Genomic DNA, 19,282 nt, shown 5'->3' on the forward strand with positions numbered 1-19,282 from the left:
GTCCTGCCGATCCTCCGGACGGGCCTCCGGGAGGCCGGCGGGGAGGTCTCCGGGGACACTTTCGGGGAGGCTTTCGGGGCGGTGCTTCTCGCTCGGTTCCACGCTGGGACTGTACGGGCGATCAGCGCCCGCGCAGCCGCCGGGCCCCGGCCAGCAGACCGCCGCCGCCGACCAGCGCCCCGGCGGCCAGGCCTGCGTACACCCACTCCCCGGCTCCGGTGCGGGCCAGCAGTCCGGGCTCCCAACCGGCCTCGGCGGCGGGCGCCTCGGGCCCTTCGACGGAGAAGCGGTAGCCGCCGGCCTCGCCGATCCAGTCCCCGTCGTCCCCCCTGCGCTGGACGAGGGCGGCATCGGCGACCACCTCACCGGTCGGGGCGGTGGGGGTGAAGGAGAGCGCGACCTTGACGGTGACGGAGCCGCCGGGGGCGACGGAGTAGCCGGGGAAGGCGCTGCCGCCGTCGAAGACGGCGATGATCTCGTCGCGGTCGGTGCGCTCCAGGCTGGCCGGATAGGTGCCGGTGGGGGCCTGGAACTCCATCCGGAGGTGCTCGGGGCGGAGGGTGCGGGCCTTGTCGGCGAACACGACGACGGGGTGGACGGCGGTGCAGGGGGTGCCGGTCGAGTTGGTCAGGTCCAGGTACCAGGTCTGGGGGTCCCCGCCGGTGCGGTAGACGGCGGGGCCGCCTCTGATCCGGGCGCCGATGGGGAATTCGGTGGCTTTGGCGTCGCCGCAGACGGCCTTGGCCCGCGAGGGCAGCGCGGGCGCGGGCTTGGCGCCGCTGCCGGCGCCGATGTCCTGCGGCGCGTCGGCGTGCGCGGCGGCCGCCGGCCCGGCCAGGGCGAGCAGCACGCCGGGGAGGGCAAGGGCTTTGCGCAGTCGCATGAAGGGCCTTCGCTGCTCGCCGGACGATGATCGGACGAAGTGACTATCACCCCGCCACGCCCGGCACTTTCCCACGCGCGCGACCCCCTTCCACCCGCCACGCCCACAACTCCGCCGAATTCCCCCCAAATGGCCGCCCCCGCCACACACTACTGGCCCTGAGACCTGGGCGAGCCGCCGCCCTGGCCTCGACTACGCGGAGCGGGGGCCAGATGCACCAGCCGGGCGGGGCTCACCGGCCCCCGGGTGGTGGCCCGCGCAGCAGCGCGCGCGGCTGCGGCTGCGCTGGGGACACAGGCCGGGGGAGCCGAGTGGGCCGCGGGCGGGGCGCTGACTCCCCTGAGGCCCACGCCCCCGGCTGCCGGACACGATCTGGCCGGGGCAACGCCCGGTGGGACTGCGGGCGCCGGCACGTCGCATTCCGGTCGGACCACTGCCCGGCATCGGCATCGACAAGGCGAACGGGTCCGGGCGCAGCCTGGCGGGCTCACCGCCCCTGGCCGCCCATCCGGCGGGCGGGACCGGGCCGCAGCCACGCCGGGTCCGAACCGGCCGGAACACGTCCGAGCAGAGCCCGACGGGCAGGGGGCCGCAGCCGGACCTGGCCAACCGCCCCGCGACGGCAACGCGGGGTTGAACGAGTCCGGGCGCAGCCCCGCGGGCTCACCGCCCCTGGCCGCCTAACCGGCCGGCGACACCGGGTCGCAGCCACGCCGGATCCAACCGGGCCGGAACACGTCCGAGCAGAGCCCGACGGGCAGGGCCGCAGCCGGCCTGGCCAACCGCCCCGCGACGGCAACGCGGGGTTGAACGGGTCCGGGCGCAGCCCGGCGGGTTCACCGCCCCTGGCCGCCTAACCGGCCGGCGAGACCGGGCCGCAGCCACGCCGGGTCCGAACCGGCCGGAACACGTCCGAGCAGAGCCCGACGGGCAGGGGGCCGCAGCCGGACCTGGCCAACCGCCCCGCGACGGCAACGCGGGGTTGAACGAGTCCGGGCGCAGCCCGGCGGGCTCACCGCCCCTGGCCGCCCATCCGGCGGGCGGGACCGGGCCGCAGCCACGCCGGATCCAACCGGGCCGGAACACGTCCGGGCAGAGCCCGACGGGCAGGGCCGCAGCCGGCCTGGCCAACCGCCCCGCGACGGCAACGCGGGGTTGAACGGGTCCGGGCGGAGCCCGGTTTCGGGAAGGGGCGGGGTGGGGGAACAGCCCCGCAGGGTCCCGCCCGCCCTCCGCAGCCCGACGTCGGGCGGAGCCCGGCCGGGCCACGGCGCCGCCGGCCGTAAGCGCAGGCCCGGCCGGGAGAAGGCCGGCACCGCGGGCGAGGCCCCCGGCAGCCGCCGGGCCGGGCTCCCAGCAGCCGCCGGACCGGGCCGGGCCGAGCAGGGCCAGACAGGGCCGGGCTGGGCCGGGCCAGACAGGGCCCGGCCAGGGCCAGGGCCGGGCCAGGGCCGGTCAGGTGTGGCCGAAGAGGGGGGCCAGGATTAGTTCCGCCGCGCCCTCGGCCACGCCTCCCCCGGCCAGCCCCACCTCCGCCGCCCCGGCCCCCATCCCCCCGGCCCGCTCCCTCAGCACAGCCCCCACCCCGGCCAAGAACACCCCCGGCGACTCCGCCACCACCCGCCCGCCCAGCAGCACCCGCTCCACGTCCAGCAGCGCCACCAGGTTCGCCGCCGCCTCCCCCAGAATCCTGGCCGCCTCCGCGGCATCCCCGCGGGCCACCGCCGCCAGGCACAGCACCTCCACGCAGCCGCGCGCCCCGCACCGGCACGGCGGGCCGTCCAGCAGCAGCACCTGGTGGCCGAACTCCCCGGCCCCCGAGCGGCCCTCCCGCCCGCCCCGGTACACCGCCCCGTCCAGCCAGAGCCCCGCCCCCAGCCCGGTCCCGAGGTGCAGGTACACGCCCGCGCCCGGGCCGGCCCATCCCGCGGCCGCAGCCCCCGCGTGAGTGTCCTTGTCGAGCTCCACGCGCAGCCCGAGCCGCGCCTCCAGCGCGTCCCGCAGCCCGTAGCCCTGCCAGTCCGGGAACCCGGTGACCCGCCCGAGCACCCCGGTGCGCCGGTCGAGCGGGCCCGGTGCCGCCACCCCGACGCCGAGCACGGCCGACCCCGACCCGCCGCCGGCGCACGGTACCGCCCGTACCCGCACCTCCCGTACCGCCCGTACCACCTCCTCCACCACCACCTCCGGCCCCGCCCCGAAGTCCAGCCCGGACCGGAATTCCGCCACCACCCGCCCGGCCAGGTCCACCCGGACCGCCCGCAGCCCGTCCCGGTCGAGGTGCACCCCGACCGCATGCCCGGCCTCCGGCACCAGCCGCAGCAGGGTGCGCGGCTTCCCCCCGGTGGACTCCCCGCGCCCGGCTTCGGCCACCAGCCCCTCGGCCCGCAGCCGTGCCGTGATCTTGCTGACGGCCTGCGGGGTCAGCCCCGTACGCCCGGCCAGCTCGCCGCGCCCGAGCCCCCCGGCGCCCGCCCCGCGCAGCAGGTCCAGCACCAGCGCCGCGTTGTGGCCGCGCAGCCCCGGCAGATTGACCCCAGTACCCCTGTTCACCCGACCCATTCTCCCCGCTCCTTGCACTTCGGCAACACTGTTGCCAAAGTAGTCGCATGAGTACCGCTCTCCCCCCGCTCCGCGTCGGCCTCATCGGCTACGGCCTGGCCGGCTCCGTCTTCCACGCCCCCCTGGTGGCCGCGACGGAAGGGCTGGTCCTCGACACCATCGTCACCTCGAACCCGGAGCGCCGCGCCCAGGCCCGCGCCGAGTTCCCCGAGGTGCGCTTCGCCGACTCCCCCGCGGACCTTTGGACGCGCACACCCGCCCTCGACCTCGTGGTGATCGCCTCCCCCAACAAGACCCATGTGCCGCTCGCCACCGCCGCCCTGGAGGCCGGCGTTCCGGTGGTCGTGGACAAGCCGCTCGCCGCGACCGCCGACGAGGCCCGCGCCCTCGCCGATCTCGCCGACCGCCGCGGTACCTTCCTCTCCGTCTTCCAGAACCGCCGCTGGGACAACGACTTCCTCACCCTGCGCCGGATCATCGCGGGCGGCGAGCTCGGCGAGATCCAGCGCTTCGAGTCCCGCTTCGAACGGTGGCGGCCGCAGCTCAAGGGCGGCTGGCGGGAGTCCGGCGCCCCGGAGGAGATCGGCGGACTGCTGTACGACCTCGGCAGCCATGTGGTCGACCAGGCCCTGGTCCTGTTCGGGCCGGCCGTACGGGTCTACGCCGAGACCGACGTACGCCGCCCGGACGCCCAGACCGACGACGACACCTTCATCGCGCTCACCCACGCGAACGGGGTCCGCTCCCACCTCTACATGAGCGCGACCACCGCCCAGCTGGGCCCGCGCTTCCGGGTGCTGGGCGCCTCGGCGGGCTTCGTGAAGTACGGGCTGGATCCGCAGGAGGCGGCCCTGCGCGAAGGCCGCCGCCCCGGGCAGCCCGACCAGCCGTGGGGTGTGGAGCCCGAGCACTGCTGGGGCACAGTCGGCTCCGGGGAGTCCCCGCTGACCGGCGGCGGGCGGCCGGTGCCGACGGCGCCGGGCGACTACCCGGCGTACTACGCGGCCGTCGCGGCAGCGCTGCGGGAGGGCGGCCCGGCACCGGTCACCGCCCGCGAGGCGGCCCACACCCTGGCGGTGCTGGAAGCGGCCCGCCGGTCCTCCCGGGAGGGCGCCACCGTCCGCCTCGACCAGAACTGACCGGGCCGGAAAACGGAATCGCAGCGGGCGGTAGCAACACTGCAGGCGGGCGACCGCACGACGGCCGCACAGCACGCTTCCGGCGCGGGCGGACGAATGGATGGACGGCGAGCAAGGCTGCTCCCGGCGCCGCAGGCCGGGCGCACAGCAGGCCGGGCGCTGCCCGAAAGGCAGCGCCCGGCCACTCCCCCCACCCACGCGCGGTGCTACCACGCGCGGTACTACGCGCTCTTGAACTCCTGGCGCTGCCGGCCCAGCCCGGAGATCTCCAGCTCGACCACATCGCCGGCCCGCAGGAACGGCATCGGCTCCGGCTGGCCCGCGGCCACGCCGGCCGGCGTGCCGGTGACGATCACATCGCCGGGGTACAGGGTCATGAAGTGGCTGAGGTACCGGACGACCTCGCCGACCGGGAAGATCTGGTCCGAGGTCGAGCCGTTCTGCTTCAGCTCGCCGTTGACCCACAGCTTCACGTCGAGGGCCTGCGGGTCCGCCACCTCGTCGGCGGTGACCAGCCAGGGGCCGAGCGGCGTGAAGGTCTCGCAGTTCTTGCCCTTGTCCCAGGTGCCGCCGCGCTCGATCTGGAACGCGCGCTCCGTGACGTCGTTCGCGAGGACGTACCCGCCGACGTGCGCGAGGCCCTCCTCGGCGGAGGACAGGTAGCGGGCGGTGGCGCCGATGACGACCGCGAGCTCGGCCTCCCAGTCGGTCTTCACGCTGCCGCGCGGGACCAGCACGGTGTCGTCCGGGCCGACGACCGTGTCCGGCGCCTTGAGGAAGACGATGGGCTCGGCGGGCGCTTCCGCGCCGACCTCGGCCGCATGGCAGTGGTAGTTCAGGCCGATGCCCACGATCTTGCCGATCCGGCCGACGGGCGCACCGATGCGCAGCCCCTCGGCGTCGAGCACGGGAAGCTCGCCGGCGGCCGCCGCGTCCCGTACCCGGGACAGCACGGACTCGTCGGCGAGCAGTGCGCCGTCCACGTCCGTGACAAGGCCGGACAGGTCCCGCAGGGTCCCGTCCTGGTCGAGCAGTGCAGGGCGCTCAGCCCCCACCGGGCCGACACGCAGCAGCTTCATGGGCATTCTCCCGTGGTCGAGGGTGGTCGGCCCATGGGCATGCCCCGGGCCGGACGATGGGTTGCGGCCATCGGAGGATTGGCCGATCCTCCAAGAAGCCGGTCCCATCCGCAAGACCCTGTTCACAGACTGGACCGTCACTTGGCCCCAGCCGCCTTCTTCGCCACCTTTTCGCCCGCTATCTCCTTCTTGTCCCAGTGGTACTGGAGCCAGGCCCGCTCGCCGGCCGTCCACGCGGTGGTGGTCAGCAGGTAGAGGCCTGCGGCCAGCGGTACGAACGCCGCGGTGATCAGCGTCCCGAACGCCATCAGTGGCATCACCTTCAGCATCCGGCCCAGCAGGGCCGCCCCCGGCTCGTCCCCGGCGGACGCACCCGCCCCCGCCGCCAACCCGGCCCGCCCCGACCGCCCCCGCTGCACGGCGGCGGAGAGCCCCGCCGGGCCGTTGCCCGCGGCCATGGCCCGGCGCGCTCGCAGCACCGTCCAGCCGGCCACCGCCGCGATCGCCGCGAACAGGCCGAGGAACACCAGCCCCTGCGGCCCGAACACCCCGCCGTCGGCCAGGGCGTCCGTCCACCGCCCGCCGAGCGGAGCCCCGAGCAGCCCCTCGCCCAGCAGGCCGTTGACCTCCCCGCCGAGCCGGCCCGCCGAGAACACCCGGTACATGACGAAGAACACCGGCAGCTGCACCAGCATCGGCAGGCACCCGGCGAGCGGAGACGTACCGGCTTCCGCGTGCAGTTCCAGTACGGCCTTCTGGAGCCGGTCCGCGTTCTTGGGGCCGGGGTAGCGGCGCTTCAGCTCGGCCAGCCGGGGCGCGAGCGCGGCCCGGGCCCGCTCACCACGGAAGGCGGCCCGGGTGAGCGGGTGCAGGGCGACCCGTACGAGCACGGTGAAGACCACGATCGCCGCGGCGGTTGCGGAGGCCGCGAAGACCGGCTCCAGCAGATCGGCGAGCTGGGAAACGAAGGTTGCGAAGACAGCGAAAACGGACACGTGAACCCTCCGAGGGTCTCGTCCTGCCGCCACGGCACACACAGCACAGGTGTGTGAGGTGATGGGAGCGGCGGCACCGAAAGATGAGATTTCGGCGTGACGAGCCACGTGGGGGCGCGCGGAACAGCGAGGTGGTGCGGAGCGGACCCCTACGCGGCCGTCAGGGACGGCCGGCCGGGAGCCCTGGGCCGCGACCGGCCCGAGGCGTCGGGATCACGCTGCGGCAGGAACGCCGTACGCTGCTCGCGATCGCGGATCGCGGTGCGTATTCGGGTGGGCGGCACGGGCGAGGCGCTGCGCGCCACCAGCGCGGCACAGCCCAGGACGGCGGCGCTCACGGCCGCGGTCGCCGCGAAGGTCACGGCGGAGGCGAAACCGCCCTCGCCCAGGACGGCGGCGGCCACTCCGGCCACCCCCAGCACGAGGAGCACGGCAACCGGCGCCACGCGCGCCGTCAACGCCCGCATCCACTCGCCCATCCGTACCCCCCTCCCCGTTCCCATCCGACCTCTCCGACTCTCCGGCCCGCTCCGACCCACTCCGACCCTCTTCGATCGTGCCTTCGATACTAGCCACGCCCACTGACAGCCGGGGTCCTCCGCTCGGAGGATTTGAGCGTCCCCCACACCACCAGCCGGTACTTGGAGCTGTACTCGGGCGTGCACGTGGTCAACGTGATGTAGGCACCCGGCTCGCTGTACCCGTACTGGGGCCGGACCGTGCTCCGCGGCACCGCGGCGATCACCCCGGTGTCCCGCTCGGAGGTCTCACCCAGCGTCTTCCCCACCACGTACACGAACCGCTTCCCCTTCACATCGACGACCAACTCGTCGCCCACCCGCAGCCGGTTGATGTAGCGGAACGGTTCGCCATGCGTGTTCCGGTGCCCGGCCAGCGCGAAGTTCCCCTGCGCGCCCGGCCGCCCGGTGCCCGGGTAGTGCCCCACGTACCCCTTGTCGAGCACCCCCCTCCGGCTGACCCCCTGGGCCACGGGCACAGCCACACCCAGCCGCGGGATGCGCAGTACGGCGTACGCCTGCTCACGCGCGGCCGGACCCTCCGCCGGCACCGACGTCCGGGACGGCGCGGCCACCGGCGGCCCATCCGGCAGGGGCGCCCCGGACGAAGACGGATCGGACGGGGTCTCGGAAGGATACGGACGGGGGACTGCCTCGGGGTCGGGCGGTGCGGGCAACTCGGCCCCGTCCCCCCTCCCCCAAGCCTCCTCCAACACCGCCACCTGCTCCCGGGCGTCGGCCACCGCCTGCCGGTTGGTCCACCACACCTGATGCACCACCAGCAACATCACCACCACCCCCGCGGTGACCGCCAGCTCGGCCGCACCCCACAGCCCCCGGGCCAGCAGCCCGCGCCGCCGCCCCTGAACCACCACCGGTATGCGATCCCTCACGGCCGGCACCCTAGGTCCTCCCCCGTCAACTGACCAGCAGCAGTACCGTGTGAACCATGCGCCCCGACACGCCTGCCGAGCACATCGCCGAAGCCGAGCGCCTGATCCGCACGGCGACCCGCTACCCCGAGGACCAGGAGCCCTTGCTCCTCCAGGCCGCGGCCCACCTCGAACTGGCCGACGCACGCGACCGGGCGAGCAGCCTGTACGACCAGCTCCTCTCCTCCTCCCCCGACAACCCCCACCTGATCAAGGCCCTCCAGGCGGCGAACCTCTGGGAGTACGGCCACGAGGCCGAGGCCCGCGCCCTGATCTCCGGCATCCGCGCGGCCGCGCCCGCCGACCCGGCCCCGTGGGAGGTGATCGCCGAAGCCCTGGAAACGCACGACGAGTTGACGGCCTCCGAGGAGTGCTTCACCGAGGCGGCGACCCTGCTGATCTCGGACAACGTGCCGCTCACCCCGGCCACCACGGCCCTGCTGACGGGCCGCCACCGGGTCCGCCGCCTCCTCGGGCTCCCGCACGACGAGTGGGACATGGTCGCCGACACCCGCCACACCGGTCCCGTCCCGCTGGACGAGCTCCACGACCCCAAGCGCATCTGGGCCCTCGGCTCCGACGACCCCGCCGAGCTCCGCGCCGAGATCGCCCGCCTCCGCGCCGAACTGGGCGACCGCCGCGCCGCCCTCTCCCGCCCGTTCCCGGTCGCGCTCCTCCACTGGCCGGTCGAGGAACTCACCGAGCTCCTCACCGCCTACCCCACCCTGACCACCGAGTACCCCTCGCACGCGGCGCACCTGACCGCCGTCGAAACCTCCCTCCGCACCCTCGCCGCCTCCGGCACCCACAACCTCGGCATCGTCACGGCCAGCGTCCCCTCGTACGAGGCCTTCGCCGCCTCGGAGAAAACCTCCCCGGCCTCCCCGTCCCTCCTGGCGGAATACGCCACCACCCTCGCCGCCCGCGGCAAAGCCACCCCCTGGCCCCCCACCCCAACGGCCCCGTGCTGGTGCACGTCGGGCAAGCCTTACACGGAGTGTCACGGCGTCAAGGAGTGATCAAAACCGGCTCCGAGCTCCTCGAGCCGGTCATCGGACTGCACGAGACCCTGATCACCAGCGGGCTCGAGGAACAGCTCAAAGAACTCATCGTCGCGGGCGGCACGGATGGCGTTTGCGCTGGTCAGCACGTCGCCCTGACCTGGTCCGGAGGGCTCTCGGAGCCGGTCGGTCCCCCGTTCGGTTCCCGGGGGCACGAGGTACGCCATCGAAGACCTGGCTAACGGCCGTCTGCCCTAGCGACCCTCCGGCGACCTCCGGCCGTCCGCTTCGGCGAGGGCCCGCAGGACGATCTCAAGTGCTTCGTCCGCGGGCGTGTGTTCCCACACTCGGACGACTGCCCACCCCGCCTCGATCAGATATCGGTCCGTCTCCCTGTCTCTCTTGACGTTGGTCTCGATCTTCGTGCTCCAGAAGTCCCGGTTCGTCACGGGGACCGACCGGTGCTCGGTGCAGCCGTGCCAGAAGCAGCCGTCTACGAACACCGCCACCCTGGCCCTTGTGAAGACCACATCCGCCGTTCGGCGCAGACCTGGGATCGGTTTGGCGGACACCCGGTACCGCAGCCCGGCCCCATGCAGCAGGGAACGCAACCGAAGCTCGGGCTTGGTGTCGCGGCTCTTGTTGGAGCGCATCGAAGCGCGAGTGCCCGGCGAAGAGGCCCACGACCCCCTCATGTCCTCCCCGGCCAGGGCGCCAGCTTCTCCCGCCAGGCGCCATGCCTCCCGCAGGTTGGCGGAACGCGTCGGGAGGGCAACCGTCCCGAGAGAGAGTTTCCGCCTCCTCCCGTCCGCCGTCCACTGCAGGGCTGCCGATACCCGGCCAGTTCTACGGGACGGGGTCAACGTCACACTCGCCGTCCCTAGGCGCCCGCCCCCTACGTCCACCAGGCGATTCGACGCACCCCCGGCCGCGCGATCCTGTTCCCTCGAGCGTTGCGTTTTGGTCAGCCCCGGCCGTGGACGCCACGAGCGAGGGGGCACCTCCCCGCGGGCGAGCGGGGCCTTCCCCTGGCGCGCCTCCGGCCTCGCATTCTTCTCGACATTTGCCACTCTCGGAAGGTACGACGTCTCAACCGTGCCGGTCCACGCCTCCCTGGACCGGCAAGGGGGCCGGCGCAAAGAGAACAGGCGTAGTACCCTACTTATGTCCTGTGCCCGTTGTCAGGCGAGATAGGGCCGGCTAGAGTTCGCGCATGACCCACGCACTACCCGACGCGGACAATCCGGACGATCTCCTCGGTGGCGTCAGCGCCCCCGTTCGCCCCCTCCGGACCATCGACCTCTTCGCGGGTTGCGGTGGCCTCACGCAGGGGTTCGCGGATGTCCGGCACGGGGGGCGCGCCGTGTACAAGCCGATTGCCGCAGTGGAGCTCGATGAGGCCGCGGCGGCCACGTACGCGGTCAACTTCGGTGGGCACGTCTACCAGGGTGACATCGCGAAGTGGGTTGCGAGGGTGGACGGCATTCCCGAGGCGGACATCGTCCTGGGTGGACCGCCGTGCCAGGGATTCTCCCGCCTCGGCAATCAGGATCCGGACGACAAGCGCAACCAGTTGTGGCGGCACTACCTGACCGTGGTGTCCGCGGCCCGCCCCAAAGCCTTCGTCATGGAGAACGTCGACGCTTTCAGGCGTTCGCCGGAATTCAAGCTGCTCGTCGACCAAACCCATCCGGGCGGAGCCCTGTCCGACTACGTGATCCGTGACGAGATCATCAACGCGGCCGACCATGGCGTGCCGCAGCGGCGGTTGCGCACGATCCTCGTAGGACTTCGCAAGGACCTTCTGGTCCCCGGGACGGTGCAGCGCGTCGAGGACGTGTCCGAGCTGGAGCTGCAGCCGCTCTTGATCCCCGGACCCCGTCAGACTCCACAGCAGACGGTCTGGGAGACGATCTCGGACCTCGTGTTGCGGAAGCCTTCGCGGGAACTGCCGGACAGATGGGAGGAGATCAACGGGCGACGGGTTGCGGGGCGCTTCACCATGGACGAGTTGCACCTTCGTCGCAACGGGATCACCGACCGGTCCATGGAGCGGTATCGGGCGATCCCCGAAGGGGGTAACCGCTTCAATCTGCCCGACGAACTCCTCTCCCCTTGTTGGAGGAAGCACAAGACCGGATCTGCTGACGTCATGGGGAGACTCTTCCGGGACAAGCCCTCCGTCACCATCCGCACGGAGTTCTTCAAGCCGGAGAAGGGGCGCTACCTGCACCCCTGGCTCCACCGCCCCATCACCCACCTCGAGGCAGCCCTGCTCCAGGGTTTCCCGCCCGGATTCGTGTGGTGCGGGAGCAGGAATCAGATCGCACGCCAGATCGGAAATGCCGTGCCCGTCGGGCTCGGGCGAGCCATCGCCGAGCATCTGGCGCCGTTGTTGCTCGCCCAGGTTGAGCCCCTCGCCGCACAGCCGATCCGCGCGCCCCGCGCTCGTGGGGGGAAGCGGAATCTCGCCGTGGTGTAAGACACCGACGGCGTGCCCGTGCCGGCTTGAAAGCGACGAACCCACGTGGGCCCACTTATGGTCGCGACCCCCGAGGGTCGCCCATCGGGGGATAAAGTTCGTCGTGAACCACCGTGTACCGCGCGCGACCGTATGGAGTGCCCGTAGGCGAGGTGTGGGTCTCCGACGGTCCCGGGGGAGCGTCGCCCGAACCCCAGATCGCCCGCCCCTACTCCCGTTCGTGTCCGCATGTGTATGCGTTGCGACTCGGAACGAGGAAGATCGTCGACGCCGGACGAACGTGGCGCTCGGCGCGGAATAGGGGTGGGGACCTTGAACGAGTTCGACGACCAATATGAGGCGTTCCGCCGTCTCATCAAAACGCATACGCCCGAGCAAGCGTTGGCGACGATCAGGCTCTTCGGCATGGAGGAGCAGCTGGCCAGACAAATCGCCGAACGTCATCAGCGGGAGACCATAGAGGTCCGCGACAGGCGTGAACCCGGATCCGTCGTCCGGCACAACCGCGTCACCTGGTACGTGGGCCCGCAGGACGACGACCGTTGTTGGCCCGCCCTGCGCGAGCTGCTTGGCAAGCAGTCGTGGAGCGAGGAGAGCCTCCGCGACCTGGACGTAGCGTCCACCAAGGTCGTCTCAATGCTCGACCATCCTCTGGAGAGTGAGTTCTCCACCAGAGGTCTCGTCGTCGGGTACGTCCAGTCGGGTAAAACCACCAACTTCACCGCTCTGATCGCGAAGGCCGCGGACGCGGGGTACAAGTTCTTCATCGTCCTCGCGGGAGTCCACAACGGCCTGCGACGTCAGACCCAGCTCCGTCTGGAGCGACAGCTCGTAGACCCCGTCATCGATCAGTGGCATCCCCTGACCGCACGGGAGGGGGACTTCGAGCCGCCCACCGGCAACCCGGCCGCCTTCTTCGGTGACAAGAGCCAACAGCACGTGCTCTGCGTGATCAAGAAGAACGTACCCCGGCTGAGGAAGCTGAAGGCCTGGCTCGAGAAGGCCCCCGACTACTTGCGTAACTGCCCCACCCTGATCATCGACGACGAGGCCGACCAGGCGAGTGTCGCCTCGAAGAGCACCAACCCGTTGATCAGGGAGATCATCGACCTGTTCCCCCGCGGGGGATACGTGGGCTACACGGCGACGCCGTTTGCCAACCTCCTCATCGACCCCGCGGCCAAGGACCTCTACCCGGAGGACTTCGTCGTCAACCTGCCCAAGCCTCTGGGTCACTTCGGCACGGAGGTCCTGTTCGGACGGGAGGCCCTCGACGGGGAGGACCCCCAGGACGTGCCGGACGGGTACGACATGATCCGCAGCGTGCCCGACGACGAGGTCTCCCTCGTCCGGCCGGGGCGCGACGAGATCGAGGGCTTCGTACCGGAGATCGACGGTGCCCTCCGCACGGCCGTGCTTTACTTCTGGCTCGTGACCGCGGCCCGGCGGGTGCGGCGCCGCGGCACTCCCCATTCCACGATGCTCGTCCACACCAGCGTCAGCACCCTGGTCCACGAGAGCTTCAAGGCGCCCCTGGAGGCGTTCAGGTCCCGCTCCGCGCTGAAACTCGAGGACCCCGACCCCGCACTAGTGGCCGAGCTCCGGGGCCTCTGGGAGACGGAAACGGCTCGCGTACCCGGCTCCGAGCCGGACCTCGGCGAGGAGCCTGTGCCGTTCGATGAACTCCTGCCGTGGCTGGGCGGGGTCGTGGACGACTGCCGCATCATCATGGACAACTCCAAGAGCGTGGAACGGCTTGACTACGAGACGGGGCCGGTCGTCGCGATCGCCGTAGGCGGCAACACGCTCTCCCGCGGGCTCACGCTCGAGGGCCTTGCGGTCAGCTACTTCGTACGCGGGGCGTCAACCTACGACACCCTTCTCCAAATGGGTCGTTGGTTCGGATTCCGGGAGGGATACTCGGACCTGCCGCGCATCTGGATGACCGATGAGCTGCGGGACTGGTTCCGCCATATCGCCACCGTCGAGTCGGAGATGCGCCGGGACATCGACCTGTACATGGTCGAGGACAAGACTCCCCTGTCGTTCGCCGTCCGATTGCGCAACCACCCGGCGCTACGCATCACCGCAGCCGCGAAGATGCGTGACGCCGTGAAGGCCAGTGCGTCCTATGGGGGGCAGCGGGTCCAGACCCGCTATTTCCGGACCCGGGATGCTGACTGGCTGCGCGCCAACCGGGATGCAGCCCACGAACTGGTCGACCGCTCCCTGCGCGTCGCGGGAGCCAGGCACGAGGACCGCAGCGCCGAGGGCCGGCACGTGCTGCGGAACGTCCCCTACGACCTAGTTTTGGATTTCCTGGACCGCTACCGCTTCCACGAAAAGTCGATGGAGTGTGACGCGAAGCTGCTTCGGAGCTACGTCGAGCGCCGGGTGCGGGCCGCAGGCGGCGGCGCGCTGAAACGGTGGAACGTAGCGGTTATCGGAAACCCGCTGAACGGCGACGCCGACAGGCGTTACGAGTTCGCACCGGGCATCGCCGTCGACCGTGTCATCCGTGCGAGGCTCCAAACGAGCGGACACGACGCGGCGGACATCAAGACCCTCATGAGCCGTCGCGACGCCGGCGTGGACCTCGATCTCGCCAAGATCGGGGAGGTCACGGAGGCCGCCCTCAAAACGGCTCGGCGTATCCAGTCCCCGGACACGGCCCTGCTGACCCTCTACCCGATCGACGCTCTGTCCCCCTCGCCCGCCAAGCGCGCCCTCCGCGCTCCGTTGGACGCCGTCGACCACGTCATCGGCGTCGGGCTGGTCTTCCCGATGCCGCGGGGCGAGGACAGCGAGGTGGAGTGGTACAGCGCCGACCTGTCCGCCGTGACGGACGAAGAGGAAGAGGACCTAGCCCTCCTCTTCGACGAGGACGACCGGTGAGCGGCACCGACCTGCGGCTTGCCCTCGATCGACACTGGGCCGAACTCGCCGCGGCCCCGGTACACCCAGGAGCAGCTCTCAGAGTCTCGGAGCTGCACGTTCCCACCGACCACGGGCCCGTCTCGGCCGCGATGGACGCGGACGGGCTACGACACCTGTTGATCCCCTTGAAGGGGCGTCGGGGTATCCCCACGGGGCGTATCGGCGGCGCCTTGCGCATCTCCGAGCGGCGACTCCAAGACGACGAGGTCTATGGACGCTTCGCCGACCTCGTTTGCACCCGACGCGACCTCGACGACGTCTTCACGGGGCTCTGCGGCGACGTGCTCGTGGCACTCGAGGCATACGGCCGACGCCCCTATCGCACCACCCTCGCGGTCGTGAACCGCTGGCGTCAGCTCTTCAGCGGAGGACCCCGAGGGCTCACGGTCACGGAGGAGGTCGGCCTGGCTGGCGAACTCCTCGTGCTGATCCGGCTTCTGAACGACGACCCCGGTGCCGTGCGGCATTGGACCGGCCCCGAGGGTGCGCGGCACGATTTCTCCGACGGGGTCCGTGCCGTCGAGGTGAAGAGCACGCTCGCCGCCCCCGGACGACGCACGTTCGAGGCACATGGGCTCGATCAACTCGAACCCGCGCAGGACGGACAACTCCTGTTGGCTTGGTACCGGTTCGAACGTCGACCCGACGGACGTACCGTGGGCGAACTCGTAGCCGAGGCCGCACAGATCTGTGACGACGAGTCGGAACTCTCGGCCCGACTCGCGCGCCTCGGGTACCCCGTCCAACCGACTGACGGCGGAGGCGAATCGCGTCTCATACCGGTTGAATCACGCTGGTACGAGGTCGACGACGAGTTCCCCCGCCTGACCTGCTCATCTCTGGCCGGCACGGTTCCGGACGGCGTGTACGACGTGCGATACACGGTCGACCTCGCCGGTGTCCGGTCCGACCCGCTGGACGACCGGGCCGTCGCCACGTTGATCAGCAATATGGGGGGGTTCTCGTGAACACGTACGGCGCCCGATGGCTCTCTGAACCCTACGGACCGGGCGGCGGAGGCGCAGCCGAAGGCGCGCTCAAGAACCTCGACGCCACAGAGTTGGACCCGTTGACCCTCTTGGTGAGGGAGTCCGTCCAGAACAGCTGGGACGCGCGTACCAACGACGGCCCGGTCGACTACAGGGTCGAGCTGCGCACGCTCGGGCCTGGTGAGGCTCCGGTCTGGCGCGATCTGCTGTCCGAGGGAGTTCCGCGGGCGGACCATCTCAAGCTTCGTGCGTCCCTAGCCCGGACGGTAATGCGCGTGCTCACGGTGACGGACACGGGCACCAGAGGCCTGGGCGGACCAACCAGGGCCGACGTCGCGATTCCCGGGGACTCCGATTTCGTATCGTTCGTACGCAAGATCGGCAGCTCACGGGACGCGAGCGGCAGGGGCGGCACCTACGGGTTCGGCAAAGCCGTATTCCACCTGATCTCCGCTTCGCACACAGTCCTCGTCCACACCCGATGCCGGGTTGAGGGCCGCCTGGAGACCCGACTCATCGGGTGGGCCGTACACGAGAGCTACACCACTGATACCGCGGGGGAGTCCAAGACCTACACCGGACGTCACTACTGGGGGAAGGTCGGCGGCGACTACATCGAGCCCCTCGTGGGCGACGAGGCCGACGAGGTCGCCCGACGGCTGGGCCTAGCGGGATTCCCCGAAGGCGGTACGGGAACCACGGTTGCCGTCGTCGACCCGGCGTTCGGCGAGCGCGCCGACGATGAGGCGATGCGGTGGGTTGCGGATGCCCTTGTGTGGAACCTCTGGCCCAAAATGTTGCCAGAGGGTGGAGATGCGCCGATGCGTTTCACGGTCCTCCACGAAGGCCGCCCCGTGCCCGTGCCCCGGCCCTCGGAAGTACCCCATCTGCGTCCGTTCATCTGGGCGTACGACGACATGAACCTCCTCATCGAGCACAAGTCGCTGCAGCGAGACCTCGGGCGCCTCGGCATGAGGAAGGTCCTCGCCCCCGCCGGCCCGATGCCCGAGGCGGCGCGGGAGGCCGGCCTGGGGGACCGTCTGCACCACACCTGTCTGATGCGCCCGGTGGACCTCGTGGTCAAGTACATGGAGGGTCCTCCCTTCTACGAGGAGCACGGCGGGTACGCAGCGGTCTTCCGTGCGGACCCGGGCATGGACCGAGTATTCGCAGCCACCGAGCCCGCCACCCACGACGACTGGCTGGTCGACAAGCTTCAGGGAGAGGAGCACAGGCTGGCCAAGCATGCGTTGCGGAAGATCTCGGACGTGATGAAGAAGGCCTCCGGCCCGACCCCGGTCGTCAACGGGGCCGGTGAGGGTGTCTCCCTCGCGGGTATGAGTCAGTTGATGGCTGGGCTGATGGCTGGTGCCTCGGGTGAGGGGGCGGCAGCTGTCTTCCCCGACGCCCGCGGGACGACGGCCATCGCGGGGGGCAACGGTGGTGCGAGCGGAGTCGGCGGCTCGCCGGCACCCACTGGCAGGCCGGGACGCGCCCGGGGCCGGCAACGGGTCGTCTATATCGGGGACCCAGTACACGACGTGCTCGACGGACAAGCCGTGATCGTTCAGCACTTCACCCTGCCGGACCCCGGTGTGCACATCGTGCACGGCAGACCCGCCATCGCCCTCGGCGACGGACAGGGCAGCGAGACGGAACCTCCACTGGGCGCCTCGACCCCCACCGTGCTGGGGTGGCGTTCGGACTCGGGTGCCGTCGAGGAGGGGCGCAGCCTTTCGACGCAGGGCGGGGACGGTGTGGTCTGGTCGCTCGTCGTCAGGCCCGCCCCCGACACCGTCACCGAGCTCATAGTGGTGGTCGAGCCGGGGCAGGTGGTCGTGTGAATCGCCGCGCCTATCCGTATCGCATGGCCGCCTCGGACAGCGTGTCCATCACCGTCTGGTCGCTCAAGTCCGACGACGGCGAGGCGGTGCCGCTTCCCTCGTCCATCCCGGACTGGGACTTTCAGAGGGACCTGCCCCTCGAAGCCGTCCTCGACGTCGACCTCGATGCGGTCCGGGAGTCGACCGCCCTCCCCCCAGAGGCCGAGCTCGCCCTCACGGCCGTATGGAGTTCCTCTGGAAGCGGCATCCGAAGATTGGCCGACCAGGTTCCGCTAAACGGGACGGGCCAGAGGTCCGCCCAACTCGCCTTCATAGTGCCCGGACGCGACAGCGGCGGCACGCTCTCCGTCGAGACGCAACTCGTGCTCGCGAAAGGCGTGGAGAACCCCGATCCGACCGGTCCCCGACGCGCGGGCTCGATCCTGTGGCGTCACGGGGTCAGCGTCCGGCTGCAGGGGGACGCCTCTCAATTTCCGATGGCCGTGGTCGACTTCAAGGAGGCTGGCTACCCGGAGAACGCCCCCTGGTACCTGGACATCGGTCCCAACCTCGAGGCGGCGACCATGGGCGCCGTCGTCCTGTTGGTGAACAGCAATAGCCCGGTGGTGCTGAACGCACTACGCAGGGCGGATAAGGCGTCGTACGCGGAGCGGCTCATACACTCGGCCCTACGACAGGACGTGCTGCGCCTGATGGTCGAGCGTGCAGTCGCGGACGACGAACTCGACGACGACTCGGTGTTCGAACCCGACACGCTCGGGCACACGCTCCTCGGCATGATCCGCACCTACCTGCCGAGCACGACTCTGGCCTCGCTGCGCACGATGCGCCGCAGCGACCCGGCGCTCCTCTCCGCACGGGTCCAGCACGCCGTCGGCCTCTTCAAGAAGGAGCCCTAATGGCGTACCTGTATCCGCGTCTGCTGCCGAAGGCCGCTACGTCACTTCGGGAAGAGTGTCTGGGGAGGAGTGTCGAACAACTGCAGGAGCGGGCGGACCCCTCCCATCCGGCCGTGTTCTACGCGGCGACGGGAGGTGTCAGGCTCCCACAGCAGCAGTTGCGGACGCTACGCGAGGCTGTGGTCGGATGCGCCGTCGACCGGGGCTACCCCGCAAACCCGGCGAGACGGCAGGCAGCGGCCTTCGACATCGCTGTCGCGGAGATCCTCCACCGGGAGTCGGGAATCATCCCCGCAGAGGCCGTCGCTGGCGACCTGTGGGCGTTTCTCTCGCTGGTCTCCATGCCTGATGTCGCGGCGTGGCGCTTCCCCGACCTCCACCGTGACCGCGTCCTCGGAACCGACGTTACCCGCCACGTGTTCGGGCGTCTCTGGTGGCGGGCCCACCTGCTCCATGACGAGGGGGCGGACAGAGAGGACGTCTACGCGGCGTTGTCCGTCCTCGGTGAGGCCGCCTTCGACCAGATCTACGCCCGACGCACTTCGATCGGTGGAAGCCCTCACCTTGTCCGGGCGATCGTCAGGACCTGGGAAGGCGTGGATGTCCCCCACGATGACGCAAGGGAACGTGACCTGTTTCGCGACTTCCTCAAGCGGGTGCGCAGGCTCAACGCATTCATCTCCTTCGACTCGCTGCCAGCAGAAACGCTGGACGCTGAGCTCAGCGCGCTCGTGGAGGAGTCGCTGCGCGCTGTGACGCGGGTGGGTACCTACTGAACTTGATTGGGTGATGTCGGGGCCGTTCGCCTGATAGCTCCTGGCCGGTTCCGGTAGCCCTGGACCGTGAGATACGCGCAGGGCGGCGGGTTGACCGACGCCGGGGGGCCGCGCGGGAGCGGATCCGGCTGCAGGCCGTGGAACACTTCGAGGGCGGGGAGAAGAACCGGGAGATCGCGTCCGCGCTGCGGGTGTCGGAGCGGTCGGTGGAGCGGTGGCGCCGGCAGTGGCGGGCATTTCAGCCGC

Annotated in this window: 16 protein-coding genes and 1 pseudogene; 9 read left to right on the plus strand and 8 right to left on the minus strand. The window is 71.0% G+C overall.

Annotation, left to right across the window (positions count from 1 at the left end; translation table 11 throughout):
- Positions 1 to 121: 121 nt before the first annotated feature.
- Positions 122 to 883, minus strand: a complete 762-nt coding sequence (locus AB0447_RS16270) for a hypothetical protein (protein WP_366477314.1) — start codon at positions 881 to 883, stop codon at positions 122 to 124.
- 1,455 nt (positions 884 to 2,338) lie between these two features.
- Entirely contained in the window at positions 2,339 to 3,445 is a 1,107-nt protein-coding gene (locus tag AB0447_RS16275; protein WP_366477315.1) for an ROK family transcriptional regulator, read from the minus strand.
- Between the two features lie 47 nt (positions 3,446 to 3,492).
- On the opposite strand from AB0447_RS16275, the gene AB0447_RS16280 reads away from it, so the two are divergent.
- Positions 3,493 to 4,584 (plus strand): Gfo/Idh/MocA family oxidoreductase, encoded by a 1,092-nt coding sequence (locus AB0447_RS16280; protein WP_366477316.1) that lies wholly within the window; start codon positions 3,493 to 3,495, stop codon positions 4,582 to 4,584.
- A gap of 221 nt (positions 4,585 to 4,805) precedes the next feature.
- Here the strand turns inward: AB0447_RS16280 and AB0447_RS16285 are convergent, their stop codons facing one another.
- The 4 genes from AB0447_RS16285 to AB0447_RS16300 form a co-directional block, all read right to left on the minus strand.
- Positions 4,806 to 5,663 (minus strand): fumarylacetoacetate hydrolase family protein, encoded by an 858-nt coding sequence (locus tag AB0447_RS16285; RefSeq protein WP_366477317.1) that lies wholly within the window; start codon positions 5,661 to 5,663, stop codon positions 4,806 to 4,808.
- A 137-nt stretch (positions 5,664 to 5,800) separates the two neighbouring features.
- Positions 5,801 to 6,658, minus strand: a complete 858-nt coding sequence (gene yidC, locus AB0447_RS16290) for a membrane protein insertase YidC (RefSeq protein WP_366477318.1) — start codon at positions 6,656 to 6,658, stop codon at positions 5,801 to 5,803.
- Positions 6,659 to 6,807: 149 nt separating this feature from the next.
- Positions 6,808 to 7,137 carry a DUF6412 domain-containing protein gene (locus AB0447_RS16295; protein ID WP_366477319.1) on the minus strand — a complete coding sequence of 110 codons (330 nt, stop codon included), beginning with the start codon at positions 7,135 to 7,137 and terminating at the stop codon, positions 6,808 to 6,810.
- A gap of 89 nt (positions 7,138 to 7,226) precedes the next feature.
- A complete protein-coding gene (locus AB0447_RS16300) occupies positions 7,227 to 8,069 on the minus strand; it encodes a class E sortase (RefSeq protein WP_366477320.1) in 843 nt (280 codons plus the stop codon).
- Positions 8,070 to 8,125: 56 nt separating this feature from the next.
- Between AB0447_RS16300 and AB0447_RS16305 the strand changes: the two genes are divergently transcribed.
- Positions 8,126 to 9,127, plus strand: a complete 1,002-nt coding sequence (locus AB0447_RS16305) for an SEC-C metal-binding domain-containing protein (protein ID WP_366477321.1) — start codon at positions 8,126 to 8,128, stop codon at positions 9,125 to 9,127.
- Here the strand turns inward: AB0447_RS16305 and AB0447_RS16310 are convergent.
- The gene (locus tag AB0447_RS16310) at positions 9,109 to 9,258 is read right to left on the minus strand and encodes a hypothetical protein (protein ID WP_366477322.1); all 150 of its coding nucleotides are present in this window, start codon (positions 9,256 to 9,258) and stop codon (positions 9,109 to 9,111) included. The genes AB0447_RS16305 and AB0447_RS16310 overlap by 19 nt on opposite strands.
- 105 nt (positions 9,259 to 9,363) lie before the next feature.
- The gene (locus AB0447_RS16315; protein WP_366477323.1) at positions 9,364 to 9,762 is read right to left on the minus strand and encodes a very short patch repair endonuclease; all 399 of its coding nucleotides are present in this window, start codon (positions 9,760 to 9,762) and stop codon (positions 9,364 to 9,366) included.
- Positions 9,763 to 10,322: 560 nt separating this feature from the next.
- Between AB0447_RS16315 and AB0447_RS16320 the strand changes: the two genes are divergently transcribed.
- From AB0447_RS16320 to AB0447_RS16350, 7 genes and pseudogenes are all read left to right on the plus strand, one after another.
- Positions 10,323 to 11,591: a DNA cytosine methyltransferase gene (locus AB0447_RS16320; RefSeq protein ID WP_366477324.1), complete on the plus strand. Its 1,269-nt coding sequence runs from the start codon at positions 10,323 to 10,325 to the stop codon at positions 11,589 to 11,591.
- A 312-nt stretch (positions 11,592 to 11,903) separates the two neighbouring features.
- Positions 11,904 to 14,486 (plus strand): Z1 domain-containing protein, encoded by a 2,583-nt coding sequence (locus AB0447_RS16325; protein ID WP_366477325.1) that lies wholly within the window; start codon positions 11,904 to 11,906, stop codon positions 14,484 to 14,486.
- Positions 14,483 to 15,496: a PD-(D/E)XK motif protein gene (locus AB0447_RS16330; protein WP_366477326.1), complete on the plus strand. Its 1,014-nt coding sequence runs from the start codon at positions 14,483 to 14,485 to the stop codon at positions 15,494 to 15,496. The genes AB0447_RS16325 and AB0447_RS16330 overlap by 4 nt, the downstream gene beginning before the upstream one ends.
- Positions 15,493 to 17,361, plus strand: a complete 1,869-nt coding sequence (locus AB0447_RS16335; protein WP_366477327.1) for a hypothetical protein — start codon at positions 15,493 to 15,495, stop codon at positions 17,359 to 17,361. Before AB0447_RS16330 ends, AB0447_RS16335 begins: the two co-directional genes overlap by 4 nt.
- Entirely contained in the window at positions 17,358 to 18,260 is a 903-nt protein-coding gene (locus AB0447_RS16340) for a hypothetical protein (RefSeq protein WP_366477328.1), read from the plus strand. The genes AB0447_RS16335 and AB0447_RS16340 overlap by 4 nt, the downstream gene beginning before the upstream one ends.
- Positions 18,260 to 19,036: a DUF6339 family protein gene (locus AB0447_RS16345; RefSeq protein WP_366477329.1), complete on the plus strand. Its 777-nt coding sequence runs from the start codon at positions 18,260 to 18,262 to the stop codon at positions 19,034 to 19,036. The genes AB0447_RS16340 and AB0447_RS16345 overlap by 1 nt, the downstream gene beginning before the upstream one ends.
- Positions 19,037 to 19,173: 137 nt before the next feature.
- A pseudogene (locus AB0447_RS16350) lies at positions 19,174 to 19,221 on the plus strand (hypothetical protein); the annotation flags it as partial.
- Between the last annotated feature and the right edge of the window lie 61 nt (positions 19,222 to 19,282).

Origin of the sequence: Streptomyces sp. NPDC051211, from assembly GCF_040689505.1 — a bacterium.
Classification (GTDB): Bacteria; Actinomycetota; Actinomycetes; order Streptomycetales; family Streptomycetaceae; genus Streptomyces.